The following is a 24,943-nucleotide window of genomic DNA, read 5'->3' on the forward strand; positions in this document are numbered from 1 at the left end:
CGGTTAGTCAAACTTGAATACTGCTATTTTGATCGCACTCGCTCGGAAGGGAGACGTCCATGTCAGCGATCCGGTTGCTGGTCCTCGGCGCGGTCCGTCAGCACGGCCGAGCGCACGGTTATCAGGTGCGCAACGACCTGGAATTCTGGGGCGCGCACGAATGGTCCAACGCCAAGCCCGGCTCGATCTACCACGCGCTCAAGCAGATGGCCAAGCAGGGACTGCTCCTCGCGCACGAGGTCGCCCCGAGCACCGCCGGCGGTCCGCCCCGCATCGAGTACGAGGTCACCGACAAGGGCACCGAGGAGTTCCTCACACTGCTCCGCGAGGCTCTGACCTCGTACGACCAGCAGATGGACATGATCTCGGCCGCCATCGGTTTCATCGTCGACCTACCGCGCGCCGAGGCCGTCGCGCTCCTGAAGCAACGAATGATCGGCCTCGAGCAGTGGCGTGCCTCGGTCACCGAGTACTACACGCCGGAGCAGGGTCCGGGGCAGCTCGGACACATCGGCGAGATCATGAACATGTGGGTGCACTCCGCCGACAGCGAAGCAGCCTGGACGCACGGCCTGATCGACCGCATCGAAGGCGGCGCGTACACCTTCGCCGACGAGGGCGAACCTTTCGTGGGCATCCTCGCCGAGGACGAGCCGAACCCGTTCGGCACCGGCCCGCACCCCGACGACCTCCGCTGACCGGGGTTTCACCGGCTCAGGGGCGAACCAGGACTTCGCTGGGCCGCTCGGCCGGGGCGGACGATTGCCGTTCGATCAAACCCAGTGCGACGCCGGCGACGATGACCGCGCCGCCCGCCACCTGGGCGAGCCGGAACGGTTCGCCGTTGATGATCACGGCGCTGAGCACGCCGAAGACCGGGACCAGGTTGAGGATGTTCACCGCGACGCTCGGCGCCATCCTGCGCAGGCCGTAGTTGTAGAGCAGGAACCCGCCGACCGAGCACGCCACGGCCAGGTAGACGAGCAGCGACGACGTGGTCACGTCGGGCATGCGCCAGCTGTCGGCTTCCAGGAGCGCGATCAGGAGGAATCCGCCCGCCCCCGCCATGGTCTGGTAGTAGGTGACGGTCAGGGCGCCGTGTCCGGCACTCGCCCGCTTGCCGAGCACGTTGTAGCCCGCCCAGGCCAGTCCGCCGAGCAGCAGGATGATGTCGCCCAGCCACCGTGCGCTGCCGCCGATCCGGGCACCGTCGTGGACCACGAGAACGGCACCGGCGGTGGCCAGCAGCACGCCCGTCACCCGCAGCGGCGGCAGCCGGACGCGCAGGACGGCCAGCTCCAGCAGCATCGTCATCAGCGGGTAGGTCGCCACGATGAGAGCCGCGTCGGAGGCTGTGGACAGATCCACGCCGACGTTCTCGAGGACGAAATAGACGGTGATGCCGAGCAATCCGCACAGGTAGAGCAGGCGCCGCTGCCCGGCATCCGGCCGGTCGCCGCGGTGGCGGTCCAGCCGCACCATCGCGGCGAGCAGCAATGCCGCCATGGTGAATCGGGCGGCCCCGATACTGAGCGGGCCGAGGTCGGCCAACAGCACTTTCGTCACCGCGTAGGAACTGCTCCACAACAGTGCGGCCGCGACCACCGCGCCCACCGCCCCCACGCTCGGCCCTCGTCCACGCACCGGAAGGCACCTCTTTCCGAAGTCTCGCAGCCGAACGAAAATCAGCTGACTGGCGAGACGCTAGCAACATAGTCAGCAGCTATGCGTACACTCCGAACTAGATTCGGAAATTGATAGAGAGAGGCGAGCGTGGACGAACTAGATTCGGCGTTGGTACGGATGCTCCAACAGGATGGTCGGCGCACCAATCGCGACATGGCCCAAGCGCTCGACATCGCCCCCTCGACCTGTCTGGAGCGGATCAGATCGCTGCGCGAACGCGGCATCCTGACCGGGTTCCACGCGGAGGCGGACCTCGCGGCGATCGGGCGCGGGTTGCAGGCCGTGATCGCCGTGCGCGTCCACCCGCCGACCCGCGCGGTGATCGAGGGCTTCCAGGCGTTCCTGGAGCAGATGCCCGAGGTGATCTCGCTGTTCGTGCTCACCGGCAACGACGATTTCCTCGTGCACGTGGCCGTCCGCGACACCGACCATCTGCACGGGGTAGTCCTGGACAAGCTGACGACGCGTCCGGAACTCGCCAACGTCCGCACCTCGGTGGTCTACGGGCACCAGCGCAAGAAGGTGATCAGCCCGACGTGAGCGGTGCCGCGGTCACGGCGCGGACGTGTTCCTCGCGCACGCCCGGTGCGCATTCGCGCAGGACCAGACCCGTCGGCTCGACGTCGATGACAGCCAAGTCGGTGATGATCCGATGCACGACGCCCGCCCCGGTGAGCGGCAAGGTACAGGTCGGCACGATTTTCGGGGTACCCGCCTTGTCGGTGTGCGTCATCACCACGATCACGCGGCGGGCGCCGTGGACCAGGTCCATCGCCCCGCCCATCCCTTTGACCATCTGACCCGGCACCATCCAGTTGGCGAGGTCGCCCGCGGCCGAGACCTGCATGCCGCCGAGGACCGCGGTGTCGATGTGGCCACCACGGATCATGCCGAAACTGAGCGACGAATCGAAGAACGAGGCGCCGTCGGCGACGGTGACGGTTTCCTTGCCCGCGTTGATCAGGTCGGCGTCGACGTCGTCGTCGCGGGGGTAGGGACCGGTGCCGAGGATCCCGTTCTCCGAATGCAGCGTCACCGCCACACCCTCGGGCAGGAAATTGGGGATCAGGGTCGGCAGCCCGATACCGAGGTTGACGTACTCGCCGGACCGTAGTTCCCGCGCGGCGCGGGCGGCCATCTCGGTGCGCGTCCAGCCGAGCGCCACCGTCGATGCGGTCATGACACGGTCCGCCTTTCGATGAGTTTGGTCTGCGGCCCCGTGTGCACGATCCGGTCGACGAACACGCCGGGCAGATGCACCTGCGCCGGATCGAGGGAACCGGCGGGCACCAGCGTCTCGACCTGGGCGATACACACCGTGCCCGCCATCGCGGCGAGCGGGTTGAAATTGCGGGCGGCCTTGTTGAACACCAGATTTCCGTCGGTGTCGCCGATCAGGGCGTGCACGAGCGCGTAGTCGGCGGTGATGGATTCCTCGAGCACGAACCGGCGACCATGGAAGGTGCGGACCTCTTTGGCGGGCGAGGCGATCGCGACGGACCCGTCGGACCGGTACCGCCACGGCAATCCCCCGTCGGATACCGGCGTCCCGACACCCGCCGCGGTGAAGAAGGCCGGAATCCCGGTCCCGCCCGCGCGCAGTTTCTCGGCGAGGGTGCCCTGCGGTGTCAGTTCGACTTCCAGTTCACCGGACAGATACTGGCGCGCGAACTCGGCGTTCTCCCCGACATAGGACGCGGTGATCCGACGGATACGCTTCTGCGCCAGCAAGATCCCCAGCCCATGACTGTCGGTGCCGCAGTTGTTCGAGAAGATCTCCAGCTCGTCGGCCGCGCCCGCCGCCAGTGCGGCGACGAGTGCGTCGGGAATGCCGCACACCCCGAAACCGCCGACGGCGAGCGAGGATCCGGACCCGATATCGGCGACCGCCGTGGCGGCCGTGGCGAACACGGTTGTCATCGGGCGAGCTCCCCGGTGAGGTCGAGGAGTTCGTCGAGCAGTTCCTGGGCGCGCGGCCACGGACCGTAGCCCGCCGCCGGATTCAGATGGCCGACGTCGCCGAGGTCGACCAGCCTGCTCCCCCACACCTCGGCCAGGCCCGCGACGCGACGCGTCGTGGCCAAGGGATCGGTGCTGCTCGCGGCCACGATGCTCGGGAACGGCAACTGCCGCCGCGGGATCGGTGTCCAGCCGTTGGCCGCCAGTTCCTCGGCGGTCGGATAGCCCGGTGGCAGCGGGGTTTCGAAGTCGGGCGGTGTCGCGAGCAGCGCGCCGCGCACCGGCCGGTCGGACTGCTGAGCCCAGTGGACGGTGATCATCACGCCCGCGCTGTGCGCGACCAGGACGACAGGGCCGTCGATCTCGGCGAGCACTGCCTCGAGTGTGGCGACCCGCGCGGCCAGGCTCAGCCCGTCGCGCTCGAGCGGCGGCACGATCGCCACCTTGTCGAGGGTGTCGGCGAGCAGCGTCTGCCAGTGGCCGGCGACATGGTCGCGCAGACCGGGCACGATCACGACGGTGGGTTCGGGGAGGGAATTCATGTGTGCGGTAATCCTTTTCGACGGGATCAGTGCGGAGCCGACGCATGGACGGAGGCGAGCTTGCGCAGACCGATCGGGTACATCCGGCGGCCGAGGAGCAGGGCGGCGATGGCGAGCACCGACACGACCGGGGTGATGCGCAGCGCGTCCCGCAGCCCGAGATGATCGGCGAGGACGCCGACGACGAACGGGCCGAGCGCGAGCCCGAGCAGGCTGTTGGCGAGGGTGAGGGTGCCGAACGCCGAGGCCCGGACCGAAGGGTGGGTGAGATTGGCGACCATGGCGACGGTGGGACCGGCCGAGCCGCCGGAGAAGAACGCGCCGATGCCGAGCAGAATCAGTTGCGGAGCACCGGTACTCAGGCTGAATCCGATGCCGAGGGCGACGAGCGAGGTCAGGCAGAACACGATCGCGGTGGTCCACTTGCGGGCCATCTCCGAACGCCCGACCCGGTCGGTGATCACCCCGCACACCACCATGCCGGTGCCGACGAGTGTCACGATCACGGCCGCCAGACCCGCGGCCCGGTCCGGGGCCAGCCCGTAGTAGCGGTTGAAGAAGCTGGGCATCCACGACAGCAGCACCGCGGCGGTGAACATCTGCAACCCGCTGCCCACATAGGCGCACAGCACCGCCGGATTGGTGAACAGCGTCGAAATCGGCGCCCGGAAGGCGACTTCGGGAGTGGGTTCGGCCGCGTGTTCGGCGTTGCGCTGCTCCTTGACCACCACCCAGAACGCCACGGCCAGCACGAGCCCGAACACCGCCATCGTCGCGAACGACCACCGCCACCCCAGGTGCACGGCGATCACACCGCCCGCGGCGACACCGAGCACCGATCCGAACGAACCACCGGCCATGAACGCGCCGCTCAGCGCGGCATGCCGCCGCGCGGCGAACACACTGAGCACCAGCGCGATGCCGACGCTGCCGTACGCGGCCTCCCCGACGCCGACGAAGAAACGCGCGGCCAGCATCTGCGGATAGTTGTCGGCCAGTGCGCACACCAGCGTCGCGATACTCCACACCACCGCCATCAGCACCAGGCTCTTGACCCGGCCCCATCGGTCGGCCAGCACCGACAGCGGCAGGGTGAGCAACCCGACCATCAGCGCGACCACGCTGCTCAGCGACGCCAACTGCGAATCCGACAGCATCCATTCGGTTTTCAGGAACGGAAAGACCGCGCTCAGCACTTGTCGGGACATGTAGTCGGCCAGTAGCAGGCCGAAAGCCAGTGCGAACACCAGCCAGGGATAGTTGCGGCGAATGGTCGAGGAACGGCTCGGCGCCGGCGCGGGCTTCGCGGCGGTGGTGGTGAGGTCCATGGGTGCTCCTGCGAACCGGTGGACGTCGTCGCTGACGTCCACCGGGTTGTCGAGAAGGGGAAGGGTCAGGCGTGGTGGGTGAACCCGACCTGGCCCGGCTGGCGATTCGGGGCGAACCCGAGCTTGGCGAGCGTCTCGTCGGCGTCGGCGTAGTGCTCGTCGAGTTTGTAGATCTCGCGCGCTTCCTTGCCGGTGGCGACCTCACGGCCGAGCTCACCGGCGATCCGGATCAGCTGCTGGACCTGCTGGACCGAGGTCATCTTCTCGCCCTTGCGACCCCACAGGGTGTCCTCGTTGCCGCAGCGCGCGTGCAGACCCATGGCGATGGCCATCGTGTTCACCGGCAGCACGCTGCGCATCAGCGTCTCCAGGGTGAGCACGGCGCCGTCGGGGGTGCGGCGGATGAACTCCATCATGTTGTAGGGATTCGGGCCGTCGAAGCCGCCGCCGATGCCGACCCAGGTGAGCATGAGCGGGCCGGTGTAGACGCCGCGCCGGATCAGCCGCTCCACGGTCTCGAGCTGCGGGATGCTCGACAGCTGGAAGTGCGGCTGAATGCCGTTGGCCTGCAATCGCTTCAGGTGTTCGGCGACCCAGGTCGGACCCGCAGGGACGAACATCTCGCGATAGGCCTCGTACACCTCGGGCCGCTCGAAGGAGGTGCCCGCGATATCGTCGTCGGTCATCAGCTCGACGATGTTCATCTGACTGGTGTTGATCGCGATGGTGACCTGATCGGGCTTGGGATCGAGCTCGGCCAGCATGTGCCGGGCGTCGTCGGTGAGCCATTTCGCGTCGGCGCCTTCACCTTCGGGCGAGAACGAGATCGAGCCGCCCACCTGCAGGATCATGTCCGGCACGGCCTCGCGCAGGCGGCCGAGCAGCTCGTTGAACTTCGACAGGCGCTTGGAGCCCTTGCCATCGAGTTCACGCACATGGATGTGCAGCACGGTGGCGCCGGCTTCATAGCAGTCCACAGCCGCCTGGACGTGCTCGTCCATGGTCAGCGGCAGGTCGTCGCGGAAGTCGTCGAGTTCCCATTCCGGGCCGTACGGTGCGACGGTGATAACCAGCTTTTCCTGGTTTTCGGGGAACAGTGCGTCGTCGTGAAAATGCATGGGGGTACTCCGATCGGAATTGCGGGGGTTATCGAAAAAGGGAATGTCAGAAGGGACGGTCGCCGACGATCCCGGCACGTTCCATCTTGCGGACGGCGGGCCAGTAGTCCTGGACCGCGTAGTGCTGGGTGCACCGGTTGTCCCAGATCGCGAAGCTGTTCTCGGTCCAGCGCCAGCGCACCTGGTATTCGGGGATACTCGCCTGGCGCATCAGGTAATTGAGCAGTTCGCTCGCGCCCGGCGCGTAGTCGGCGCCGAATCGGATGTTCTCCGGCGTGTGGTAATTGACCAGATGCGTCGTGAAGGAATTGACGAACAGAATGTCCTCGCCGGTGTCCGGATGAATGCGCACCACCGGATGTTCGGCATCGGGGAAACGCTCGTGCAGGGCGAGCCGCTTCTCCTCCGTGAGCGCGGCGCCGAAACTCGCCTCGATACTGTGCCGGGCCCGCAGATGCGCGATCTGGGATTTCACCGACTGCGGCAGCCGTTTGTACGCCTCGACCATGTTCACCCAGATGGTGTCGCCGCCGACGGGCGGCGTTTCCACGCAGCGCAGCACGGCGCCCATCGGCGGATTGACCCGCCAGGTGGCATCGCAGTGGTAGGCGTTCTCGTAGTGCTCGGGCGCACTGTCGAGGTCCTTGTAGATGCGGACGAGACCAGGGTGGTCGGGATCGCTGCCGAGGGCCGGGTGGTCCTCGAGCGGGCCGAAACGTTCAGCGAGGGCGACGTGTTCGGCGCGAGTGATGTCCTGGTCGCGGACGAAGAGCACCTTGTGGCGCAGCAGCAGGGTGCGCAGTTCGGCGAACAGGGCGTCGTCGACGGCGGCCTCGGCGAGGTCCACCCCGTGCAGTTGCGCGCCGATGGTCGCGGTCAGCGGCACCGCGTGGATCGCGGTTCGAACGGTCATTGGCTTGTTCCTTTCCGGTGGGCGCGTCAGATCGCGAAGACCGACGCGCCGACGCTGCGGCCCGCTTCGAGGTCGCGATGGGCCTGGACGGCGTTCGGGAGTTCGTAGCGCTGGTTGATCTCGACCCGCAGGCGCCCCGCGGTGAGGTGGTCGTGCAGTTCACCGGCCAGTTCGGCGCGTTCGGCCGGGTCGGCGATGTAGTCCGCGAGCGCGGGCCGGGTGACGTACAGCGAGCCCTTCACGGCCAGCTGCATCGGCTCGATCGGCGGCACCGGACCCGAGGCGGTGCCGAAGCACACCAGCAGCCCGCGCCGGGCGAGGGAGTCGATCGAGGACTGGTAGGTGGTCTTGCCGATGCTGTCGTAGACCACGGGAACGCCCGCGCCGTCGGTGATTTCACGGACCCGGGTCGCGACGTCCTCGCGGGTGTAGATCACCACGTGGTCGCAGCCGTTGGCGCGGGCGACCGCCGCCTTCTCCTCGCTGGAGACGGTGCCGATCACACTGACCCTGAGCAGTTTCGCCCACTGGGTGAACAGCTGACCGACCCCACCCGCCGCCGCGTGCAGGAGCACCGTGTCGCCGGCGCGCAGCGGATGGATGCGGCGCAACAGGTAGGCGGTGGTCAGGCCGCGCATCGTGGTCGCGGCCGCGGTGTCGAACGCGATGGCATCGGGCAGGGCGATCAGGTGCTCGGCGGGCATGATCCGTTCGGTGCTGTACGCGCCGAGCGGACTGCCGGTGTAGGTGACGCGGTCACCGGGCGCGAAATCGACGCCGGGGCCGACGGCTTCGACGACGCCCGCCCCCTCTACGCCGAGGCCCGCAGGCAACGCCGCCGGGTACAGACCGGTGCGGAAATACGTGTCGGCGAAGTTGAGACCGACCGCCTCGTGCCGGATCCGGACCTGGCCCGGCCCCGGCTCACCGACCTCGGTGGACTCCCACCGCATCACGTCGGGACCACCGGTTTCAGCGAATCGAATTGCGTGTGCCACTGCCATCTCCTCCTGTGTGATGCAGCTAACTGTAGGGTGGGTCACACCGAGATATTTGCCCTCACGGGACAGAAAACTATTCATTTCGGGACAGCGAGGAGGTGTCGGATGAAGCCGTTGTCCAGGTACGCGTCACTGAACGACTACGTCGAACTGGCGCGCTCGCTCGGGCTCGAACCGGCCCGGCTGATCCGCGATTGCGGACTCGACCCGGCCGGTTTCGGCACGCAGGACCGCTGGATTCCGGCCGAAGCCGTCGCCGAGCTACTGGAACGCTCGGCCGCCGAATCCGGCCGCGAGGACTTCGGTGTGCGATTGGCGCAGCTGCGCCGCTTCTCCAACCTCGGCCCGTTGAGCCTGGTCATCCGCGAGGAACCGGACGTGCGCAGCGCGCTGCGGTTGCTGTCGCGCCACGAGCACATGTACAACGAGGCGCTGCACACCGAGGTCATCGAGGCGAACGGCATGGCCACTATTCGGGTGAGCGTGGACGTCGGCCGAGCGGTGCCCGTGCGGCAGGCCGTCGAACTCACCACCGGGGTGCTGCACGGATTGCTCCGCGGTTTCGTCGGACCCACCTGGCGGCCGATGCAGGTGTGCTTCTCCCACCCCGCCCCGCGCGAGAGCACCACCTACCTCAAGATGTTCGGCCCGCATGTCGAGTTCGATCAGGATTTCGACGGAATCCTCACCTACAGCAGCGATCTCGACGCGGAGAACGCGATGGCCGACCCGCTGCTGCACGCCTACACGCAGCAGTTGCTCGGCGCGATGGCGCCCTCGCGGGAGGCCACGGTCGCCGACCGGGTCCGCGAACTCGTCGAACTGCTGTTGCCGACCGGCCGGTGCACCGTCGAACAGGTGGCGCGCAGCCTCGGGGTCGACCGGCGCACGGTCCACCGCAAGCTCGCCCAGGACGGCACGACGTTCACCTCGATGGTCGACGAGATCCGCGGGGCACTGGCCGAGCGGATGGTGGCCAACCGCCGCCACTCCCTCACCGAAGTAGGTGACCTGCTCGGCTTTTCGTCGGTGAGCAACTTCTCGCGGTGGTTCAGTACCAGGTATGGAGTCAGCCCCCGGCAGTGGCGGCAACGCGAGTGAGCGCGCCATCGCCGCAACTCAACGGTGAGTGGCCAGTTCGGCGATGGTCGTACGGACCCCGCGCACGGCGGGAACCGCGGCGAATTCGGCTGCTTCGTAATGGAAGTCGCGCAGGCGGGCGGTAGTGCGGGCAGGCATCGCGGCCCCGTGCGTCGCCAGTGCCTGCTCGATCTGTGCGGCGGCCCGCTCTGGTTCGCGGAGCATCAGTTGGAGTCTGGCCGAGAAGATCAACGCCATCGCGGCCGGGATGAAGCTGTCGAGCCGCGGTGCTCGAATATGGGCCGAGGCGGTGCGAACCAGATCCGGGCGGGTGACGGCAAGGTCCCGGTAGGTCGGACCGAGTAATTGGGACTGCCGGCCGGGGCCCGGCCAATCGCGGCGTGGGCCGAGCACCATGCTGAACGCGACGGCGGCGAGACTGGTATCGCCCGGGACCGGCTCACGTACCACCTCGTTCGCCTCTGCCCGACATTCGGCGGCGACGATGCTGGCCCGCAGGCAAGCGGCCCGGTCACCGAGGATGCCGTGCGCGCAGGCCTCGAGTTCGGCGAGGATCGACCGCAGATGTGGAGTCGCGGTGCGGCGCGCGATGTACTGCGCGAGCTGGACGATCTCCAGCCCCTCCGCAGGACAGCCGTTGTCGAGGCACTGCCAGGTTGTCTCAGCGAGGACGGCGCCGGTCAGCGCCGGGTCGCCGGCGGCGTGCGCCAGCCGCGCGGCGGTGACGAAGTAGCGCCGCGCGGCCCGGTTGTCCTCCACATCCCAGCTCATGGTGGCCGCGATATCGGCCAGTTCGGCACCAATGAGCAGCGCAGGCGCATTCGAGGTTCCCGGCGAAAGGCGTCGTAACCGAGGAATGTTCATCGCCAACCAAGCGGTCACCGGCGCTCGCACCGGTGACTCGTCGTCCCACTGTCTGGCGCGGGCCCACCGCGCCAGCTCCTCGGCCGCGTCGACTTCCTCGGGCGCGAACCCGTCGCGCGAACGGGTCGGCGGCGGCTGCCGCAACAATTGCCTGAACTGCGCGGGCAGGTCCGCGTCGGGCAACAACGACAGCAGCGGCGCCAACTGGGCGGGCAGGTCTCGCGCGACGCCGACCGATTCGACGGCGAGCCGGTCGTGCAAGTCCCACAGTGACGTGTGCAGCACGGACTCGTACGCGGCGACATGCTCGGCTCGCACCATCCGCACGCCGGTTTCGAGCTGGCCCAGGTACGGCTTCGAATAGTTCGTCCGCGCGGCCATCGCCTGCAGGCTCAGGCCCGCCGCCGTGCGCGCGGCCCGCAGCGCGCGCCCGACCTCGGTCATGAGGTCGGCCTCGCGGCATGAGTCGGGTCGATCATCGTTGGAAGCGTACGTCGCCGTGCTGGTCCGCGTGCGGGGTCTGCAACTGTCTGCAGAAGGGGCGTGGCCGAGCTCCTCCTGCCCTGGACGGACCTAACGTCCACGATTGTGAGCACAACCCTGCTCGCCGTGCGGATCTACCAGCTCGAAATCTCTATCAGCTCGAACAACGGAGCGTGGCCATGTCCACCAGCACCATCCAGCCCGACAACGACACCGGAAGGCTCGAAGGCGCCTCGCGCGCACGAATTTTCACGGTGCTAGCGGTGATCGTTCTCTTCTCCGAGATCGCACCCATGCAGTACACGATCGTCGCGGCAGCGCTACAGAAGATCGCCCCGAGTTTCCCCGGCGTCGGCGCCAACATCAACTGGGCCATCATCGTTTTCGGATTGATCGGCGCGGCCGCGTCTCCGTTGATCGGCAAGATGAGTGATGTCTGGGGCAAGAAGCGGATGTTCCTCATCTGCGGCGCCCTGTTCGTGATCGGCTGCGTACTCGACGCGACCACCTCGAACTGGGGTGTGTTCCTGTTCGGTCGCTGCCTGCAAGCCACCGCCATCGCGACCGCCGTGATCGCCTACGGCCTCATCCGGGATCTGATGCCGCGCAAGATGGTTCCGCTCGCGCTGGGTCTCACCGCGACCGGCTTCGGCGTCGCCTCCATCGCGGGCCCGCTGCTGGGCGGCTACCTCGTCGACAACCACAGCTGGCGTGCCATCTTCTGGGTACTGGGGGCATTCACTGTGGTGATGCTGCCGCTGGTGTGGTTCATCGTGCCCGAGTCCAAGCTCCGCGTGACCGAGCGCATCGACATCGTCGGCGCCGCGCTGCTCGCCGGTGGTGCCGCGCTCACCCTGATCTACGTCGACAAAGGCCACGACTGGGGTTGGTCGAAGCCGACCACGCTGGCCTGGCTGATCGCGGGCCTCGTGCTGCTCGTGCTGTTCGTCCTCGTCGAAAAGCGGGCCACCACACCGATCATGGACATGAAGCTGCTGTTCCATCCGCGCGTGGCGCTGGTCCTCGCCGGTGCGCTCTTCGCGTCCCTGCAGATCGGCATCGTGTCCTACGCCATCGCCTACATGTCCCAGACCCCGCCGGAGTCGACCGTCGTCGACGGTGTTGCGCAGGGCACCCTGGCCCAGATCCAGCAGCTGACGGGTCAGGCGCTGCCGATCGAGGCCGTGCAGGTAACCCTCGATCCCGGCTATACCTACGGCAGTGGATACACCCTGCTCGAGTTCGCCGTCCGGATCGCGCTGCTCGGTTCGGTGGTCACGATGATCTTCGGCGCGGTCGCGGGCCTGCTGGCCAGGCGGGTCGGTGCCCGGCTGCCGCTCGTCGCGGCACTGGTCATCTTCGCCGCAGCGGCCGTAGCGTTCGCGGTCCTGCCGCTGACCGCCACCAACTTCCTGATCGTGAACTCGATCTTCAGCATCGGCTTCGGTATGTACTACGCCTGTATGCCGATCCTGCTGGTGGAGGCGGTTCCGCAGGAACAGCAGGGCATCAGCATGGGCATGCTCGGCGTGATGCAGTCCATGGGCGTCGCGATCGGACTCGCGATCGTCACCGCCTTCCTGCACAGCAACGGCATGAGCGCCCTGGTGAGCGTCGGCGGACAGGCTCAACCGGCCACCCCGCTGCCCGACCTGTTCGGTGATCGTGGCTACCAACTGGGCTTCTGGGTCTGCGCGGCGGCCTCGGCCGTCGCCCTCACCCTCGCCCTGGTGATGAAGCACGGCCGCACCCCGGCCACGGGCGGCACCGCCCACTGATCCGGGTTCGACCAGCCGACGGTGCCTCCCGCCGGCTGGTCACCTCGTGGGCCAGCCGCCGTTGCGGTCGCTCATGTCCGGCTCGTCGTCGTCACCGACCAGGTGCTGGATGCCGAGCTTCTCGGCGAACAGGTGGCGCTGGGTGATCCAGCCGAGGATCGACAGACCCACCCAGGCCAGGGTGGCGGTGACCTGCTGCCAGCCGGGCTCGGGGTCGCGCAGGAACGACAGCGAGTCGCTGAACAGCGCGACACCGCTGCAGATCATGCTCGCGCCGCCGATCGAGGTCAACCACAGCAGTGCGCGGGCCCGGAACTTCTGTGCCAGGAACGCGCCTGACACGCCCACCGCGAGCGCGACGATCATGCTCAGGGCGACGTTCTTGTCGCCGGGCTGCAACACCGTCGCCAGCTTGGTGCCGATCATCACGCCGGTCAGACCGCCGATGAAATAGGAGGCGAAACGGAACACCAGCGAGGTGACCACCCAGACCGACACCGCTCCGATCAGCGCGGCCAGCAACAGCCACCAGAAGCTCGCGTTGAACAGGTCCGCGATCAGCCAGCCGAGACCGAACCCGATCGCGAGCAAGCCCAGGTGGACCGAGCGAATCCCGTAGAAGCACAACAGCGCTCCGACGAGCGCGACCAGAATGCCGTTCATCTGCGTTCCTTTCGGCAGGCGAGCATGTTCATGAGCCGGACAGTGCCGCAGCCGCGGCGGCGACGGTGGGATAGATCGGGACCGGGACGTCACCGTGCTCGGCCGAGCCGAGGGCGTCACCGAACTGGGCGACCGGTCGCGCGATCGCGAACCCGATGCGCCGGGCGGCCAGCGTGTCACGCAGGGCGAGCAGCATCGCCGCGGCGGTCACGTCGACCGAGGGCGAGGTCTCGGCGTCGAGGACGACCATCCGGGTGCGGTCGGTGCACAGCCCCTCGATCTGGTCTTTCACATAACCGGAGTTGGCGAAGAACAGCCCCGACTCGACCCGGACGACCAGCAGATCGGGGCGCGTCGCCGCGTCCGGGTGCCGGACGGCGGCGACCCACAACGACCCTTCCTTACCGAGCTCGGCCACATGCGGTTGCGAGGCCCGGTACACCAGCAGCAGCATCGACACGCCGATACCGATGAGCAGGCCGGGCAGCGTATCGAAGATCAGCACGCCCAGCATCGCGGCCATCGCGGCCAGGAAGTCGGCGCGTGCCGCCTTGCCGTAGATGCTGGCGAGCATGTGGGTCCAGACCCGGTAGAGGCGGCGCAGGGCGGCGATGTCGACCAGCTCGATGACGGCCGCGATCACGACCGCCGCCAAGGTGGCCTCCGGCAGCTTCTCGAACAACCCGGTCAGGAACAGCAGCGTGACGACGGTGAGCCCGGCCACGACAAGCCCGCTGAGCTGGGTCTTCGCCCCGGCGCCACCATTGACCGCCGTCTTCGACAAGCTGCCGTTGACGACCATCCCCGAACTCAGCCCCGAGCCGAGATTGGCGGCGCCGAGGCCGAGCAGCTCCCGATTCGCGTCGATGGGGTAACCCGCCTTGGCCGCATAGGTTTTCGCGGCGCCGAGGCCCTCGGCGAAGCCGATCAGCAACACCCCCACGGCGGGTCCGAGCAGATCGAGGTAGTCACCGAACGACACTCCCGACGGCAGGCCGAGCGTGGGCAGTCCCGAGTCGATATGACCGACAATCGAGACACCCTTGTCGTCGAGTCCGAACAAGGTCACGACGATGATGCCGAACCCCACCGCCACCAACGCGCCCGGAACGAACGGCAGCCAGCGGCGCAGTGCGAGCACCAGCGTGAGGCTGATCAGGCCGACCGTCACGGTGCGCCACTGGGCATGGCCCAGCTCGGTGATGATGCCCCACGCCTGCCGGAAGAAGTTGCCGTCGTGTTTGTCGACGCCGAGCAACTTGGGCACCTGCCCGATGATGATGACCAGGGCGAGTCCGACGATGAAGCCCTTGAGCACCGGTTCGGAGATGAACGCGGCGATGAAGCCGAGCCGGATGAGACCGGCGAGCAGACCGACGAGGCCGGTCGCGATGGCGAGGGCGGCCGTCAACGCGATGTAGCGGCCGTTGTCCGCGCCCGCGAGCGGGGCGATGATCGCCGCCGACAGTGCCGCGGTCGCCGACATCGGGCCGACCACCAGGTGCCGCGAACTGCCTGCCAGCGCGTAGAGCACCAGCGACGGCACCGCCGCGTACAGGCCGACCACCGGCGGCACCCCGGCGATCGACGCGTAGGCCAGCGCTTCGGGCACGAGCACCGCCCACACCGTGAGACCGGCGATCACATCCGGCCGCAGCCACGCCCGCCGATACCCCTGCAGTGACTCGAACACCGGTATCGACACCGCTACAGCCCGCCGATGCCCTTGCCGACGACCACAGCGCCCATGATCAACAGCACGATCGCCATCACCGCATGGTTGTTGAGCTGCAACCACTCCCGCAGGCTGTCGAGCATCGGACCGAGCTTGTCGGCCGCGAGCATGTATCCCACGACCACGGCCAGCACGGTGACCGAGGCGAGCAAGGTGAACACCACGATCGCGACCAGGTCGCCCCCCGCGCTCAGACCGCCTGCCCCGATCGCGACACCCGCCGACACACACAGCAGCAGATTCTTCGGATTGACGCCCGACAGCAGCGCTCCCAGCCCCAGCGCCTTCACCGGCGTGAGCGTGTCGATCGCCTTCATCCAGCCGGGCACCTCGGTCTGCGACCGTTCCTGCCACTGGATCACCGCCAAGACCACCAGCGCGACGCCGAGAATGATCTTCACGATCGAGGCGCCGGTCGACGGTTCGCTGTCCGTGCCGCCCAGTGTCCCGGCGAGCATGGTCATCACGCCGGTCACGACGAGGATGCCGGCCACCCACCCCACGGCGAAGCCCTTCGCGGCACCGCCCGCGTTCTTCGACAGGATCATCAGAATGGCGGCGATGATCGGGATCGGCGAGACCGCCACACCCACCGCCAGTGGCAGGAGACCGCCGATTACTGAGCCCATGCCACGACGCTAAGCGGGCCGATCCGGGCGCGCCTCACACTTTCCGGGTGAACTGCGCGCTCGCTGTTTCATCCGAATCGGGTGAAGCGGCCCAGCACTCGCCGGGGGCACGATCTGCCCATGGGATCACCAGCAACGCTCGGACCGGTCGAATTCCTTGTGCTCACCTTTCCCGGCACCGAGATCGACGAATCCGTGTCCGCGGCACTGGCCGAGATCGTCGCGAAAGGCACGGTCACGCTGCTCGATCTGATCGTGCTGTCCATGGACGACGCGGGCGCCATCACCGAACGCGAGATCGACGACGACATCTCCGCGGTGGGTCTGACGGGTCTGACGGCGGCCGACATCGACCTCGTCAGCGACGACGACCTCGACGTAGTCCGGGCGTCGATGGAACCGGGAACGACCGCCGTCGTCATCGTTTTCGAGGAAACGTGGGCGCTGCGCCTGGCAGGCGCGGTGCGCGCGGCCGACGGTGAGGTCGCGCTGCACGTGCAAGTACCGCGCGATGCCGTCGACGCCGCGCTCGCCCTCGCCTAGGAAGGAATCGATATGCCACTTCGCCGGGGTCGCGTCGGGCGACCGGGATTGATCGGCACCATCGCCAGAACCGCGGTCGTCGCGGGTACCGCGACCGCCACCTCGAACGCGGTGAACCGGCGCGGCGCGCAGCGGGCCGCCGAACAACAGGCCTACGCCCAACAGCAGGCACCGCCTCCGCCGCCGCAACAGGCTCCCCCGCCGCCCGCCGCGCCGAGTGCGGGCAACGACACCGTCGCCCAGCTCGGCAAATTGGCCGAGCTGCATTCCGCGGGCGCACTGTCGGACGCCGAATTCGCCGCCGCGAAAGCCAAACTGCTCAGCTGAGTTTCCGGCGAACGCCGCCCCCGGCCACGGTGCCGGGGGCGGCGGGTTGTGATCACTGCACACGACCACCGACCGTGTGGATGATGACCACCTTCGGGTCCCACGGCACGAGCTCGTCCACCTTCCGCTGCAACTCCTCGCGCGGCGGCAACTGCGCGGGGCCCAGCACCGAGACGGTCGCGATATCGCTGTGCAGGGTGACGTCCATGACCTGCGCGTCCGGAGTGTCCCGGAGCCAGTCGCCTGCCGCGTCGGCGATCTGACCGGCCCACAGAGTCGACAGCGAGTTGAGCACCATCGGGATCGCCACCAGCACCAGCGCCGCGCCGAGCACCAGGTAGGCCCTGCCTCGCCGCATCGTCGCCGGATCGGCCTCGCCCGCGTACCCGGCGATGAGCAGCACGATCGTCGACGTGATGATCATCGCGACCACATTCGACGCGAACAGCACGAACGCGCCACCGGCGAGCGCGGGTGCGTCCTTTCCGAAGAGTCACCTCAGCCGGCGAGGTTGACGATGCCGCGAGCGGTGAACAGGGCACCGAATCCGAGCAGTACCGACAACGTCAGCATCCGGCTGTGGCTCAACATCCACGCCTGCGCGACCGCCAGACTGCGCTCGGCCCGTTCGCCCATCGCGAGATAGATCCCGATCGGAATCAGGAAGTCGACGACCGCCGCGACGAGCAGGATCGCGGTCGCCAACAGCGCGTCGGCCAGGCCGACGGCGGAGCTGGCGATCACGCTCATCCCCGACATCATGATGAACAGATTCGGGTTCAACACCCCGAGTACGACGCCGATCGCGAAGGCCTTGCGGGGGCCCGCGGTGGCGAGCTCGTCGAGCACGCGTGGCTTTTCGCCGGTGTGCCGACGGGGCCGCACCAGCATGACGACGCCGAGAGCCAGAAAGATCAGACCGACCACGAGTCCGGCGATGTGGGAGGTCTGGGCCGTGGTAGCTCCCGGGTCCGGCGCACCGCCGATGCACGCGGCGAGCGCGACGATCGAATACACGACCAGGAACCCGAGCCCGAACATCGATGCGTTGCGCACCGGGTCGCGCGAGCGCAGCAACAGGACACAGCCGATCACCGCGCCCGGCGTGACCATCAATCCCACGATCTCCGGCAACAGCAATGCCATCAGTCCGCCCACGTCACGCCCTCCGCTCTCGGTGGATCCGAACCTCGGCATCGGCGTAGGCGGCCAGTGTCGACTCGCCGAGAGTGCTTGTCGCCGGGAAGAATTCGATGTGCAGGCCCTGTGCGTGCAGCAGGTCGTCGGTCCAGACGTCGCGAATGTGCGGGTCGACACCGCTGAGGTAGAGGCGGCCACCGAGCGAGTCCAGCCGGCGCGCGTAGTCGCCGACCACGTGCAGGAAGGTCGCGCTCACGCTCGTGCGCCCTCGCAGGCGCAGAATGACGACGGGCTCGTGCGCGCCGTCGGGGTCGGGCAGCTTGGCCTGCAGCGTGCGCGCGCCCGCGTAGAACAGGCTGCCGTAGACATCCAGGATCACGACCTCGTTGTCGGACAGTGAGGTCGGGGCCTTCGCCTCGACGAGATGCTCACCCTCGACCCGTAACCGCACCACCTTCAAATCGATGGCCTCCTGGTTCAGCTGCAGCAGCAGCGACAACCCGACCCCGACCCCGACTGCCGCCGTCACGGGCAACAGCAGGGTGGCGAAGAAGGTCACCAGCAGCGCGGTCCGTGAGATCGCGCCGCTGCTCCAGATGGCGACGAGGCGGTCCGGATCGATCGACCGCGCTGCGGCGACCATCAGTATCGCGGCCAGCGTGGGCAGCGGCACCCTGCCCACCGCCCCGGCCAGCGCGACCAGGATCACCAGAATCCAGAGCCCCGACCACATTCCGCCCCAGCGGCCACGCGCACCGGAGGAGACGTTGATCGCCGTCTGCCCCACCGACCCACCGACCGGCATTCCACGAAACAACCCGGCGAAGACATTGCCGATGCCTTGCGCCGTGAAATCACGATCGACCGAGCTTCGCGTCCCGCCGGGGTTGGGTGCCGACTCCGCAACCCCCGCCCCCTGGACCAGCACGATCAGCGTCACCGCCAACGCCCCGGCGACCAACGACAGCGACAGCGTGCTCGAGTCCGGCAGGTGCGGCAGCGGAATCCCGGTGGGAATCTCGCCTGTGTCGGCGACCGTGCCGACTTCGCTCCAGCCGAAAGCGAGCACGACGATCATCGGCACCACCAAGGCGAACAGGGCGGCGACCGTGCGCAGCCGCGTGTGTGCCAACCCGATGAGCAGCATCATCGCGAGTACGCCGACAACGGCTGCCCGCCAGTCGAAGTCCAACGGATGCAGCACCACGTGCAGCGCTTTCTCCGCCGCGATCGACCCCCGCACCGGCGCACCGAGCAGACTCGGCAACTGGCCGAACAGGATGTTGGCCGAGATGCCGAGCAGGAACCCGGTCATCACCGAGTGTGAGACGAACCGGGTGTACTTGCCCAGCCGCAACATCGCGGCGACGATCATCATCGCGCCCGCGACCAGCGTCAACATCACGATGGCGCCCGACCGCTGATCCGGTTCGACATCGGTCAGGGTCGAACCCACCGCCAACGCGGACGCACTCGTCGTGGTGACCACCATCAGCTGCGTGCTGGTGCCGAACCCGCCGAAGAATCGCCCGGCCATGCTCGCGTAGAGCCCGTGCACCGGGCTCACCCCCGCGAGAACACCCGCCGCCATCCCGTCCGGCACCCCGCCGATCGCACCCGGAATCCCCGCGACGACATCGGCTTTCGACATGCGCTCGGTCACGAACCACCGTCGTACCCGCCGCACGATGTCAGTCACCGGTCCGCCGCCGCACCGTCGCCCTCGCGCCCATCGCAGCTCCTTCGACGGCGGACCGGTGGATCAGGGGGTGACGATCGCGAAATCCGGGTCGGGGGCGTCGAGGTAGCCGACCAGTTCGGCCAGCTTGGTGGGATCACCCTCGGCGGTGACGCGACCGTCGCCGATCATCTTCGCCAGATCCTGGCCACCGAGCAGTGCCGCGCGCAGGTCCGCTTCGGTGAGCGTGAACGTCGCCTGCGCGGGCGGGAGGTCGCCTTCGACGTCGAAGTGCACGAGCAGTCCGTTGCGCAGCTCGGTGCGGTGCACCGTGCCGGAATCGGTGATGCGCCAATCGATGACGATCCTCGCGTCCCACGCGCGCGGGCCGTCGACGCGCAGCGCGATCGCGTCGAACAGCTGCTCCACGGAGAGGGCGGCGGAAATATCGGCCGACGACGTCGCCAGCGGAGTACCGACATTGCCGTTGCGCAATTCGTAGGCGCCCATCAGGAAGAAGTTGCGCCAGGTGCCGTTCTCCGCGCCGAAGCCGAGCTGTTCGAGCGTGTCGGCCTGTAGCGCTTTCGCCTCGGCATTATCGGGGTCGGCAAAGATGACGTAGTTGAGCACCTGGGCCACCCAGCGGAAGTCGCCCTCGTCGTAGGACTTTCGCGCCTTGGCGATGGCTTCGTCGGCACCGCCCATGAAATCCACATGGCGCCGGGCGTTCGCGACCGGCGGGTGCTGCCACAGCGTGGCGGGATTGCCGTCGAACCAGCCCATGTATCGCTGGTAGATCGCTTTGACATTGTGGCTCACCGACCCGTAATAGCCGTGGGTCGACCACGAGTTCACGACGGCGGGCGGCAAGGGCAGGTCCTCGGCGATCTCGATGCCGGTGGAGCCCTTGTTCAATGCCCGCAGAGTCTGGTCGTGGAGATAGCCGTAGAGATCGCGCTGTACCGAAAGGAATTCGGTCAGCCGATCGGTTCCCCAGGTCGGCCAATGGTGCGAGGCGAACACAACATCGGTGCGGGCGGCGTATCGGTTGATCGCCTGCGTGAGGTAACTCGACCACACGTGCGGATCGCGAACCAGCGCACCGCGCAATGTCAGCAGATTGTGCAGGGTGTGGGTGGCGTTCTCGGCCATGCACAGCGCCCGCCGGTCGGGGAAGTAGAAGTTCATCTCCGATGGCGCCTCGGTGCCCGGCGTCATCTGGAATTCGATGCTCACCCCGTCTACTGTCACGGTCTGCCCGGTGTGGTCGATGTAGACCGTCGGCGAGATCAAGGTCGGGGTACCGAGCGAATTCGTCGGCCCGAGGCCGGCACCGACCGACCCCTTCGGTCCGCGGGGAAGTGCGGCGCCGTACATATAGGCCGCCCGGCGCGCCATCGCGGTGCCCGCGTACACGTTTTCCTCGACCGCGTGTTCGGTGAAACCGACCGGCGCGATGATCGGGCAATGCCCGGCCGCCACCTCTTCTTCGGTGGTCACCCCCTTCACACCGCCGAAATGGTCGATATGGGAATGCGAATAGATCACCCCGGTCACCGGGCGGTCGCCGCGATGCTCGCGGTACAGCGCGAGCCCGGCGGCGGCGGTCTCCTCCGAGATCAGCGGATCGATCACGATCACGCCGGCGTCGCCTTCGACCAGCGTCATATTGGACAGATCGAATCCGCGGATCTGGAAGATGCCGTCGGTGACCTCGTACAGGCCTTGCTTCACACACAGTTGCGACTGCCGCCACAGACTCGGATTCACCGTGGGCGGGCACTCGCCGTCGAGGAACGAGTAGGCGTCGATGTCCCACACCACCTTGCCCGCGGCGTTCTTCACCACCCCCGGCGTCAGCGCCGCGACGAACCCACGCTCGGCATCGGCGAAATCCTGGTTGTCATCGAACGGTAGCGTGCGCAGCAACGTCTCGTTGTTGGCTTCGACGCTGGCCGAGGCATCCTGCTGACTGGTCATCAGATGGTGTTCCTGTCTGTGAGCGACGCCGGATCGCGCAGTCGTTCGCGGATTTCAGGAGAGAGCCTTGGCCTTGAGTTGCTGGAATTCCGCCTCGGTGATGGCGCCGGCGTCGAGCAGCTTCTTCCCGTCGGCGATCTGGGCGGCGGAATTGGTGCCCGCGGCCTGCCTGATGTAATCGTCGGTCTCCGTGCGTGCCTGCTTCTGCGCTTCGGCGGTCCGTTCCGCCATGCCGCTACCGCGGAAGATCAGATACACCAGTCCGGTGATCAGCGGGAACAGGATCAGACACACCACCCACACCGCTTTCACCCAGCCCGAGGTGGACCGGTCCCGGAAAAGATCGGTGAGCAGGTAGAACATCAACATCAGGTAGGCGACAAAGCAGAAGCTCACAATGATGACCCAGAGAACGTCCCACACCGACGACATGATTCGACCTCACTTCTGTGATGCGTGACCACCGGGCGGCGGTTACGGTTCAACCCTTGCCGCCATCGTCGCGAAGCCCGTGCCCGCACACATCATCCGAATCGGGTGAATCCGTCCGCACCGCTCGACCTCACCCATAACGGGGGATCCGGATCGTCCCCGACAGCCCCTACCGTCGAATCCATGACGATCACCTCGCATCCCGTCCGCCAGGGTCTCGCGGCGGGCGTCACCATGCTCGCGGTGATCATGCTCCTGGTGGCAGGCACACTGAGCATCCTGCGCGGTATCGCCGACGTCACCGAGGACGAGATGTTCCTGATCCCGAGCGAATACAGCTACCAGCTCGACGTCAGCGCCTGGGGCTGGATCCACCTGGCGCTGGGTGTACTCCTCGTAGCCGTCGCCGTCGGGATGATTCTGACCGCGTCCTGGGCCCGCATCGCCGCCTACTGTCTGGCCGCCCTCTCGATCATCGCCAATTTCCTGTCCCTGCCGTACTGCCCGTGGTGGTCGGTGATCATCATCGGCATCGACCTCGTCGTCATCTGGGCCATCTCCACCTGGAACCCCCGACCGGGCCTGAGCGTGCAGGTGGTCCCCGTGTCCGAGATGGCTACGTCTTCGTAGCGGTGATCTGGGTCAGCACGCAGCGCCATCGGCCGTCGGCGTGGATGAAGGCGTCGGTGGTCCATTCGTCGGCGTCGAATCGAATGCCCTGGTAGTGAGCGGTATTGGTGACCCTGGTCGTCAGCAGGGCGAGTTCGCCGTGGTATCGGATTCTGGGCTCACCGACGCGCTTCATCGCCGAGTGTGTGAGGTCACCCGATCGGACGAAGGCCAGGAACTGTTCGGCGGTGGTCATGCCGTTCTCGGAGACCATGATCCACTCGTCGGCCATATAGGAGCCGATCCGGTCCGCATCGTTGGCGACGATCGCCACCTGCCACTCGTCCAGAACGGCCAGGAGTTGGTCATCGACCGTGCGACCGGAAGAAGTTCGTGTTGTTGCCATGCGGCAACGCTAAGACTGGGCGCGGTCGGCGGTCTTGGACGAATGGAACGCGCTGCCCGCGGCACTGACCGGCGATGCGGCCGCGCCCAGCTTCGGCGGCGGCCGCATCGACGCACGGTTACGGTGTCACGACCGCGAAATTCGGGTCGGGGATGTCCAGGAGACCGAACAGTCGCTGGAGGACGCCGGGGTCGCCGGTGTGGTCGATCCCGGCCAAGCCCTTGCCCGCGAGAATGCCGAGCAGTTGTGGCTTGGTGAGAGTGACGGTGAGGTCGATATCGGCCTTGGACCGTGGGTCGGGCGTCTGGATGAGGACGCCGTTGGACAGGGTGAGACGCACGACAGAGTCCTGGTCGGTGAAATGCCATTCGATCCGGAACGAATCCTTCGCCGCGCGTGGACCGTTCACCCGGATGGCGATCGAGTCGAACAGCTGGTCCACCGACAGTGCCGCGGCCATCCCGCCGCCGAGGTCGAGCTCGGTCCGTTGGATTCCGTGCCGCAGTTCGTTGTCGCCGGTGAGGTAGAAGCAGCGCCAGGTGGCGTTCTCGGCCCCGAAGCCGAGTGTTCGATAGGTCTGGGCGAGTGCGTCTTTCGCGGCTTTGTTGTCCGGCTCGGCGAACACGGCATGGGTGAGCAGCTCAGCGGCGAAGCGCAGATCGCCCGCGTCGGCGTAGGCACGTCCCTTCTCGATCACCGCGTCGATGCCGCCGATGGTCTCGACGTACCGGACCGCTTTCGCCGTACGCGGGTGCTCCCAGAGCGAGGTCGGGTTCCCGTCGAACCAGCCGAGATAGCGCTGGTAGACCGCCTTGACGTTGTGGCTCACCGACCCGTAATAGCCACGGGCGCTCCACGCGTCGGCCAGGTTCGGCGACAACTCGAACTGTTCGGCGATCTCCGGGCCGTTGAGTCCCTCGTTCATCATCCGCAGTGTCTGGTCGTGCAGGTACATGTACAGGTCGCGCTGCACCGACAGGAATCCCATGATGTTCTCGGCACCCCAGGTGGGCCAGTGGTGCGAGGCGAACGCGACATCGGCGTCGACGGCGAACATCTCGATCGCCTCGTCGATGTAGCGCGACCAGATCCGCGGATCGCGCACCTGCGCGCCGCGCAGGGTCAGCAGGTTGTGCAGATTGTGGGTCGCGTTCTCGGCGAGACAGAGGGCGCGGTGGCGGGGAAAATAGAAGTTCATCTCCGCGGGAGCCTCGGTGCCCGGGGTCATCTGGAAGACGATCGGCACGCCGTCGACGGTCTCCTGCTGGCCGGTACGCGTGATGTCGACGGTGGGCGGGATCAGGCCGAACGTGCCATGGGAGGCCTGGATGCCCAGCCCGGTGCTGCACTGGCCTTCGGGTCCGGGCGTCATCCCCATGCCGTACATGTAGGTGCCGCGCCGCGTCATCGCGACACCCGCGTAGACGTTCTCCGAAACGGCCTCCGCCATGAAACCGGCCGGCGCGAGAATCGGCACGTCACCACGACCGTCGGGCAGCACGCCGTCGACACCGCCGAAGTGGTCCCCGTGGGAGTGGGTATAGATGACACCGGTGACGGGCCGGTCGCCGCGCTCCTCGCGATACAACGCCAACCCGGCCGCCGCGCACTCGGCCGAGATGAGCGGATCGATCACGATGATGCCCGTATCGCCCTCGACGATCGTCATATTGGAGATGTCGAAACCACGGATCTGATAGATGCCGTCCACGACCTCGAACAGCCCGTTCTTCACACACAGCTGGGCCTGCCGGAACAGACTCGGGTTGATCGTTTCCGGACACGGCCCGTCGAGGAACTCGTATCCGCTGGTGTCGAAAACGACCGTGCCGTCGGCCTTGGCGATCCGCATGGGCGTCAGGGTCTTGATGAACCCGCGATCAGCATTCTCGAAATCGGTGCGATCGTCGTAGTCCAATGCCATCGCAAATCAGCTCCTCAGCTCGGTCGACGCGTCGACTCGATGCTCGGCGTCCCGCAGACTCGCCACCTCACCCGCAGCGGGTGAATTGCGCACGCGCGGTCGGT

26 protein-coding genes are annotated in these 24,943 nt (G+C 67.3%); 7 read left to right on the top strand and 19 right to left on the bottom strand.

From position 1 onward, the window contains the following. Nucleotides 1–59: 59 nt before the first annotated feature. Nucleotides 60–698 (top strand): PadR family transcriptional regulator, encoded by a 639-nt coding sequence (locus tag ACFQ9R_RS28110; protein WP_378994612.1) that lies wholly within the window; start codon nt 60–62, stop codon nt 696–698. 16 nt (nt 699–714) lie between these two features. Here ACFQ9R_RS28110 and ACFQ9R_RS28115 read toward each other — a convergent pair whose 3' ends face one another. Beyond that, complete coding sequence (locus ACFQ9R_RS28115; RefSeq protein ID WP_378994615.1) at nt 715–1,644, bottom strand: DMT family transporter; 930 nt, start codon at nt 1,642–1,644, stop codon at nt 715–717. A gap of 129 nt (nt 1,645–1,773) precedes the next feature. Between ACFQ9R_RS28115 and ACFQ9R_RS28120 the strand changes: the two genes are divergently transcribed. Further along, nucleotides 1,774–2,226, top strand: coding sequence for an Lrp/AsnC family transcriptional regulator (locus tag ACFQ9R_RS28120; RefSeq protein WP_378994618.1), 453 nt, complete (start codon nt 1,774–1,776; stop codon nt 2,224–2,226). On the opposite strand, the gene ACFQ9R_RS28125 is transcribed toward ACFQ9R_RS28120, so the two are convergent. The 7 genes from ACFQ9R_RS28125 to ACFQ9R_RS28155 all read right to left on the bottom strand — a co-directional run bounded on the left by ACFQ9R_RS28125 (nt 2,213) and on the right by ACFQ9R_RS28155 (nt 8,544). After that, nucleotides 2,213–2,866, bottom strand: a complete 654-nt coding sequence (locus ACFQ9R_RS28125; protein WP_378994621.1) for a CoA transferase subunit B — start codon at nt 2,864–2,866, stop codon at nt 2,213–2,215. The genes ACFQ9R_RS28120 and ACFQ9R_RS28125 overlap by 14 nt on opposite strands. Beyond that, entirely contained in the window at nt 2,863–3,606 is a 744-nt protein-coding gene (locus ACFQ9R_RS28130) for a CoA transferase subunit A (protein ID WP_378994624.1), read from the bottom strand. Before ACFQ9R_RS28130 ends, ACFQ9R_RS28125 begins: the two co-directional genes overlap by 4 nt. Further along, a complete protein-coding gene (locus ACFQ9R_RS28135) occupies nt 3,603–4,187 on the bottom strand; it encodes an RBBP9/YdeN family alpha/beta hydrolase (protein WP_378994627.1) in 585 nt (194 codons plus the stop codon). The genes ACFQ9R_RS28130 and ACFQ9R_RS28135 overlap by 4 nt, the downstream gene beginning before the upstream one ends. A 26-nt stretch (nt 4,188–4,213) precedes the next feature. Further along, on the bottom strand, nt 4,214–5,515 hold the full coding sequence (locus tag ACFQ9R_RS28140) for an MFS transporter (RefSeq protein WP_378994630.1): 1,302 nt from the start codon (nt 5,513–5,515) through the stop codon (nt 4,214–4,216). 65 nt (nt 5,516–5,580) lie between these two features. After that, on the bottom strand, nt 5,581–6,633 hold the full coding sequence (locus ACFQ9R_RS28145) for a 3-keto-5-aminohexanoate cleavage protein (protein WP_378994633.1): 1,053 nt from the start codon (nt 6,631–6,633) through the stop codon (nt 5,581–5,583). A gap of 46 nt (nt 6,634–6,679) precedes the next feature. Next, entirely contained in the window at nt 6,680–7,546 is an 867-nt protein-coding gene (locus tag ACFQ9R_RS28150; RefSeq protein ID WP_378994636.1) for a TauD/TfdA dioxygenase family protein, read from the bottom strand. 26 nt (nt 7,547–7,572) lie between these two features. Then, nucleotides 7,573–8,544, bottom strand: a complete 972-nt coding sequence (locus ACFQ9R_RS28155; RefSeq protein WP_378994639.1) for a quinone oxidoreductase family protein — start codon at nt 8,542–8,544, stop codon at nt 7,573–7,575. A 108-nt stretch (nt 8,545–8,652) separates the two neighbouring features. On the opposite strand from ACFQ9R_RS28155, the gene ACFQ9R_RS28160 reads away from it, so the two are divergent. Continuing rightward, a complete protein-coding gene (locus ACFQ9R_RS28160; RefSeq protein ID WP_378994642.1) occupies nt 8,653–9,648 on the top strand; it encodes an AraC family transcriptional regulator in 996 nt (331 codons plus the stop codon). Nucleotides 9,649–9,666: 18 nt separating this feature from the next. Here the strand turns inward: ACFQ9R_RS28160 and ACFQ9R_RS28165 are convergent, their stop codons facing one another. After that, on the bottom strand, nt 9,667–10,956 hold the full coding sequence (locus ACFQ9R_RS28165) for a helix-turn-helix domain-containing protein (RefSeq protein WP_378994645.1): 1,290 nt from the start codon (nt 10,954–10,956) through the stop codon (nt 9,667–9,669). Nucleotides 10,957–11,174: 218 nt separating this feature from the next. On the opposite strand from ACFQ9R_RS28165, the gene ACFQ9R_RS28170 reads away from it, so the two are divergent. Beyond that, nucleotides 11,175–12,773, top strand: coding sequence for an MFS transporter (locus ACFQ9R_RS28170; RefSeq protein ID WP_378994648.1), 1,599 nt, complete (start codon nt 11,175–11,177; stop codon nt 12,771–12,773). Nucleotides 12,774–12,812: 39 nt separating this feature from the next. On the opposite strand, the gene ACFQ9R_RS28175 is transcribed toward ACFQ9R_RS28170, so the two are convergent. From ACFQ9R_RS28175 to ACFQ9R_RS28185, 3 genes are read right to left on the bottom strand one after another with little or no spacing between them, the layout of a single operon-like run. Next, a complete protein-coding gene (locus ACFQ9R_RS28175) occupies nt 12,813–13,436 on the bottom strand; it encodes a DUF4203 domain-containing protein (protein ID WP_378994651.1) in 624 nt (207 codons plus the stop codon). A gap of 28 nt (nt 13,437–13,464) precedes the next feature. Continuing rightward, nucleotides 13,465–15,129, bottom strand: coding sequence for a SulP family inorganic anion transporter (locus tag ACFQ9R_RS28180; RefSeq protein WP_378994654.1), 1,665 nt, complete (start codon nt 15,127–15,129; stop codon nt 13,465–13,467). A gap of 14 nt (nt 15,130–15,143) precedes the next feature. After that, nucleotides 15,144–15,800 carry a GAP family protein gene (locus ACFQ9R_RS28185; RefSeq protein WP_378994656.1) on the bottom strand — a complete coding sequence of 219 codons (657 nt, stop codon included), beginning with the start codon at nt 15,798–15,800 and terminating at the stop codon, nt 15,144–15,146. Between the two features lie 120 nt (nt 15,801–15,920). Between ACFQ9R_RS28185 and ACFQ9R_RS28190 the strand changes: the two genes are divergently transcribed. After that, nucleotides 15,921–16,343: a DUF6325 family protein gene (locus ACFQ9R_RS28190; protein WP_378994659.1), complete on the top strand. Its 423-nt coding sequence runs from the start codon at nt 15,921–15,923 to the stop codon at nt 16,341–16,343. A 12-nt stretch (nt 16,344–16,355) separates the two neighbouring features. Continuing rightward, complete coding sequence (locus tag ACFQ9R_RS28195; protein ID WP_378994661.1) at nt 16,356–16,670, top strand: SHOCT domain-containing protein; 315 nt, start codon at nt 16,356–16,358, stop codon at nt 16,668–16,670. Nucleotides 16,671–16,722: 52 nt separating this feature from the next. On the opposite strand, the gene ACFQ9R_RS28200 is transcribed toward ACFQ9R_RS28195, so the two are convergent. From ACFQ9R_RS28200 to ACFQ9R_RS28220, 5 genes are all read right to left on the bottom strand, one after another. After that, the gene (locus tag ACFQ9R_RS28200; protein ID WP_378994663.1) at nt 16,723–17,121 is read right to left on the bottom strand and encodes a hypothetical protein; all 399 of its coding nucleotides are present in this window, start codon (nt 17,119–17,121) and stop codon (nt 16,723–16,725) included. 47 nt (nt 17,122–17,168) lie between these two features. Next, nucleotides 17,169–17,828 (bottom strand): GAP family protein, encoded by a 660-nt coding sequence (locus tag ACFQ9R_RS28205; protein WP_378994665.1) that lies wholly within the window; start codon nt 17,826–17,828, stop codon nt 17,169–17,171. 1 nt (nt 17,829) lies between these two features. Beyond that, nucleotides 17,830–19,473: a SulP family inorganic anion transporter gene (locus ACFQ9R_RS28210; RefSeq protein ID WP_378994667.1), complete on the bottom strand. Its 1,644-nt coding sequence runs from the start codon at nt 19,471–19,473 to the stop codon at nt 17,830–17,832. Between the two features lie 99 nt (nt 19,474–19,572). Beyond that, entirely contained in the window at nt 19,573–21,468 is a 1,896-nt protein-coding gene (locus tag ACFQ9R_RS28215) for an alkyl/aryl-sulfatase (RefSeq protein WP_378994669.1), read from the bottom strand. Between the two features lie 54 nt (nt 21,469–21,522). Next, nucleotides 21,523–21,900, bottom strand: a complete 378-nt coding sequence (locus tag ACFQ9R_RS28220) for an SHOCT domain-containing protein (RefSeq protein ID WP_378994671.1) — start codon at nt 21,898–21,900, stop codon at nt 21,523–21,525. 183 nt (nt 21,901–22,083) lie between these two features. Between ACFQ9R_RS28220 and ACFQ9R_RS28225 the strand changes: the two genes are divergently transcribed. Further along, nucleotides 22,084–22,530 (top strand): hypothetical protein, encoded by a 447-nt coding sequence (locus ACFQ9R_RS28225; protein WP_378994673.1) that lies wholly within the window; start codon nt 22,084–22,086, stop codon nt 22,528–22,530. Here ACFQ9R_RS28225 and ACFQ9R_RS28230 read toward each other — a convergent pair. Continuing rightward, entirely contained in the window at nt 22,517–22,915 is a 399-nt protein-coding gene (locus tag ACFQ9R_RS28230; protein WP_378994675.1) for a nuclear transport factor 2 family protein, read from the bottom strand. The two genes, ACFQ9R_RS28225 and ACFQ9R_RS28230, sit on opposite strands and share 14 nt — an antisense overlap. A 118-nt stretch (nt 22,916–23,033) precedes the next feature. After that, nucleotides 23,034–24,839 carry an alkyl/aryl-sulfatase gene (locus ACFQ9R_RS28235; protein ID WP_378994678.1) on the bottom strand — a complete coding sequence of 602 codons (1,806 nt, stop codon included), beginning with the start codon at nt 24,837–24,839 and terminating at the stop codon, nt 23,034–23,036. Between the last annotated feature and the right edge of the window lie 104 nt (nt 24,840–24,943).

The organism is Nocardia sp. NPDC056541 (genome assembly GCF_042794235.1).
Classification (GTDB): Bacteria; Actinomycetota; Actinomycetes; order Mycobacteriales; family Mycobacteriaceae; genus Nocardia.

Bases quoted from the DNA above. Each gene is read 5' to 3' on its own strand.
- ACFQ9R_RS28150 (WP_378994636.1), bottom strand. From the start codon at position 7,546: ATGACCGTTCGAACCGCGATCCACGCGGTGCCGCTGACCGCGACCATC.
- ACFQ9R_RS28170 (WP_378994648.1), top strand. From the start codon at position 11,175: ATGTCCACCAGCACCATCCAGCCCGACAACGACACCGGAAGGCTCGAA.
- ACFQ9R_RS28125 (WP_378994621.1), bottom strand. From the start codon at position 2,866: ATGACCGCATCGACGGTGGCGCTCGGCTGGACGCGCACCGAGATGGCC.
- ACFQ9R_RS28135 (WP_378994627.1), bottom strand. From the start codon at position 4,187: ATGAATTCCCTCCCCGAACCCACCGTCGTGATCGTGCCCGGTCTGCGC.
- ACFQ9R_RS28160 (WP_378994642.1), top strand. From the start codon at position 8,653: ATGAAGCCGTTGTCCAGGTACGCGTCACTGAACGACTACGTCGAACTG.
- ACFQ9R_RS28195 (WP_378994661.1), top strand. From the start codon at position 16,356: ATGCCACTTCGCCGGGGTCGCGTCGGGCGACCGGGATTGATCGGCACC.
- ACFQ9R_RS28235 (WP_378994678.1), bottom strand. From the start codon at position 24,839: ATGGCATTGGACTACGACGATCGCACCGATTTCGAGAATGCTGATCGC.
- ACFQ9R_RS28230 (WP_378994675.1), bottom strand. From the start codon at position 22,915: ATGGCAACAACACGAACTTCTTCCGGTCGCACGGTCGATGACCAACTC.
- ACFQ9R_RS28185 (WP_378994656.1), bottom strand. From the start codon at position 15,800: ATGGGCTCAGTAATCGGCGGTCTCCTGCCACTGGCGGTGGGTGTGGCG.
- ACFQ9R_RS28165 (WP_378994645.1), bottom strand. From the start codon at position 10,956: ATGACCGAGGTCGGGCGCGCGCTGCGGGCCGCGCGCACGGCGGCGGGC.
- ACFQ9R_RS28225 (WP_378994673.1), top strand. From the start codon at position 22,084: ATGACGATCACCTCGCATCCCGTCCGCCAGGGTCTCGCGGCGGGCGTC.
- ACFQ9R_RS28220 (WP_378994671.1), bottom strand. From the start codon at position 21,900: ATGTCGTCGGTGTGGGACGTTCTCTGGGTCATCATTGTGAGCTTCTGC.
- ACFQ9R_RS28110 (WP_378994612.1), top strand. From the start codon at position 60: ATGTCAGCGATCCGGTTGCTGGTCCTCGGCGCGGTCCGTCAGCACGGC.
- ACFQ9R_RS28190 (WP_378994659.1), top strand. From the start codon at position 15,921: ATGGGATCACCAGCAACGCTCGGACCGGTCGAATTCCTTGTGCTCACC.
- ACFQ9R_RS28145 (WP_378994633.1), bottom strand. From the start codon at position 6,633: ATGCATTTTCACGACGACGCACTGTTCCCCGAAAACCAGGAAAAGCTG.
- ACFQ9R_RS28215 (WP_378994669.1), bottom strand. From the start codon at position 21,468: ATGACCAGTCAGCAGGATGCCTCGGCCAGCGTCGAAGCCAACAACGAG.
- ACFQ9R_RS28140 (WP_378994630.1), bottom strand. From the start codon at position 5,515: ATGGACCTCACCACCACCGCCGCGAAGCCCGCGCCGGCGCCGAGCCGT.
- ACFQ9R_RS28130 (WP_378994624.1), bottom strand. From the start codon at position 3,606: ATGACAACCGTGTTCGCCACGGCCGCCACGGCGGTCGCCGATATCGGG.
- ACFQ9R_RS28175 (WP_378994651.1), bottom strand. From the start codon at position 13,436: ATGAACGGCATTCTGGTCGCGCTCGTCGGAGCGCTGTTGTGCTTCTAC.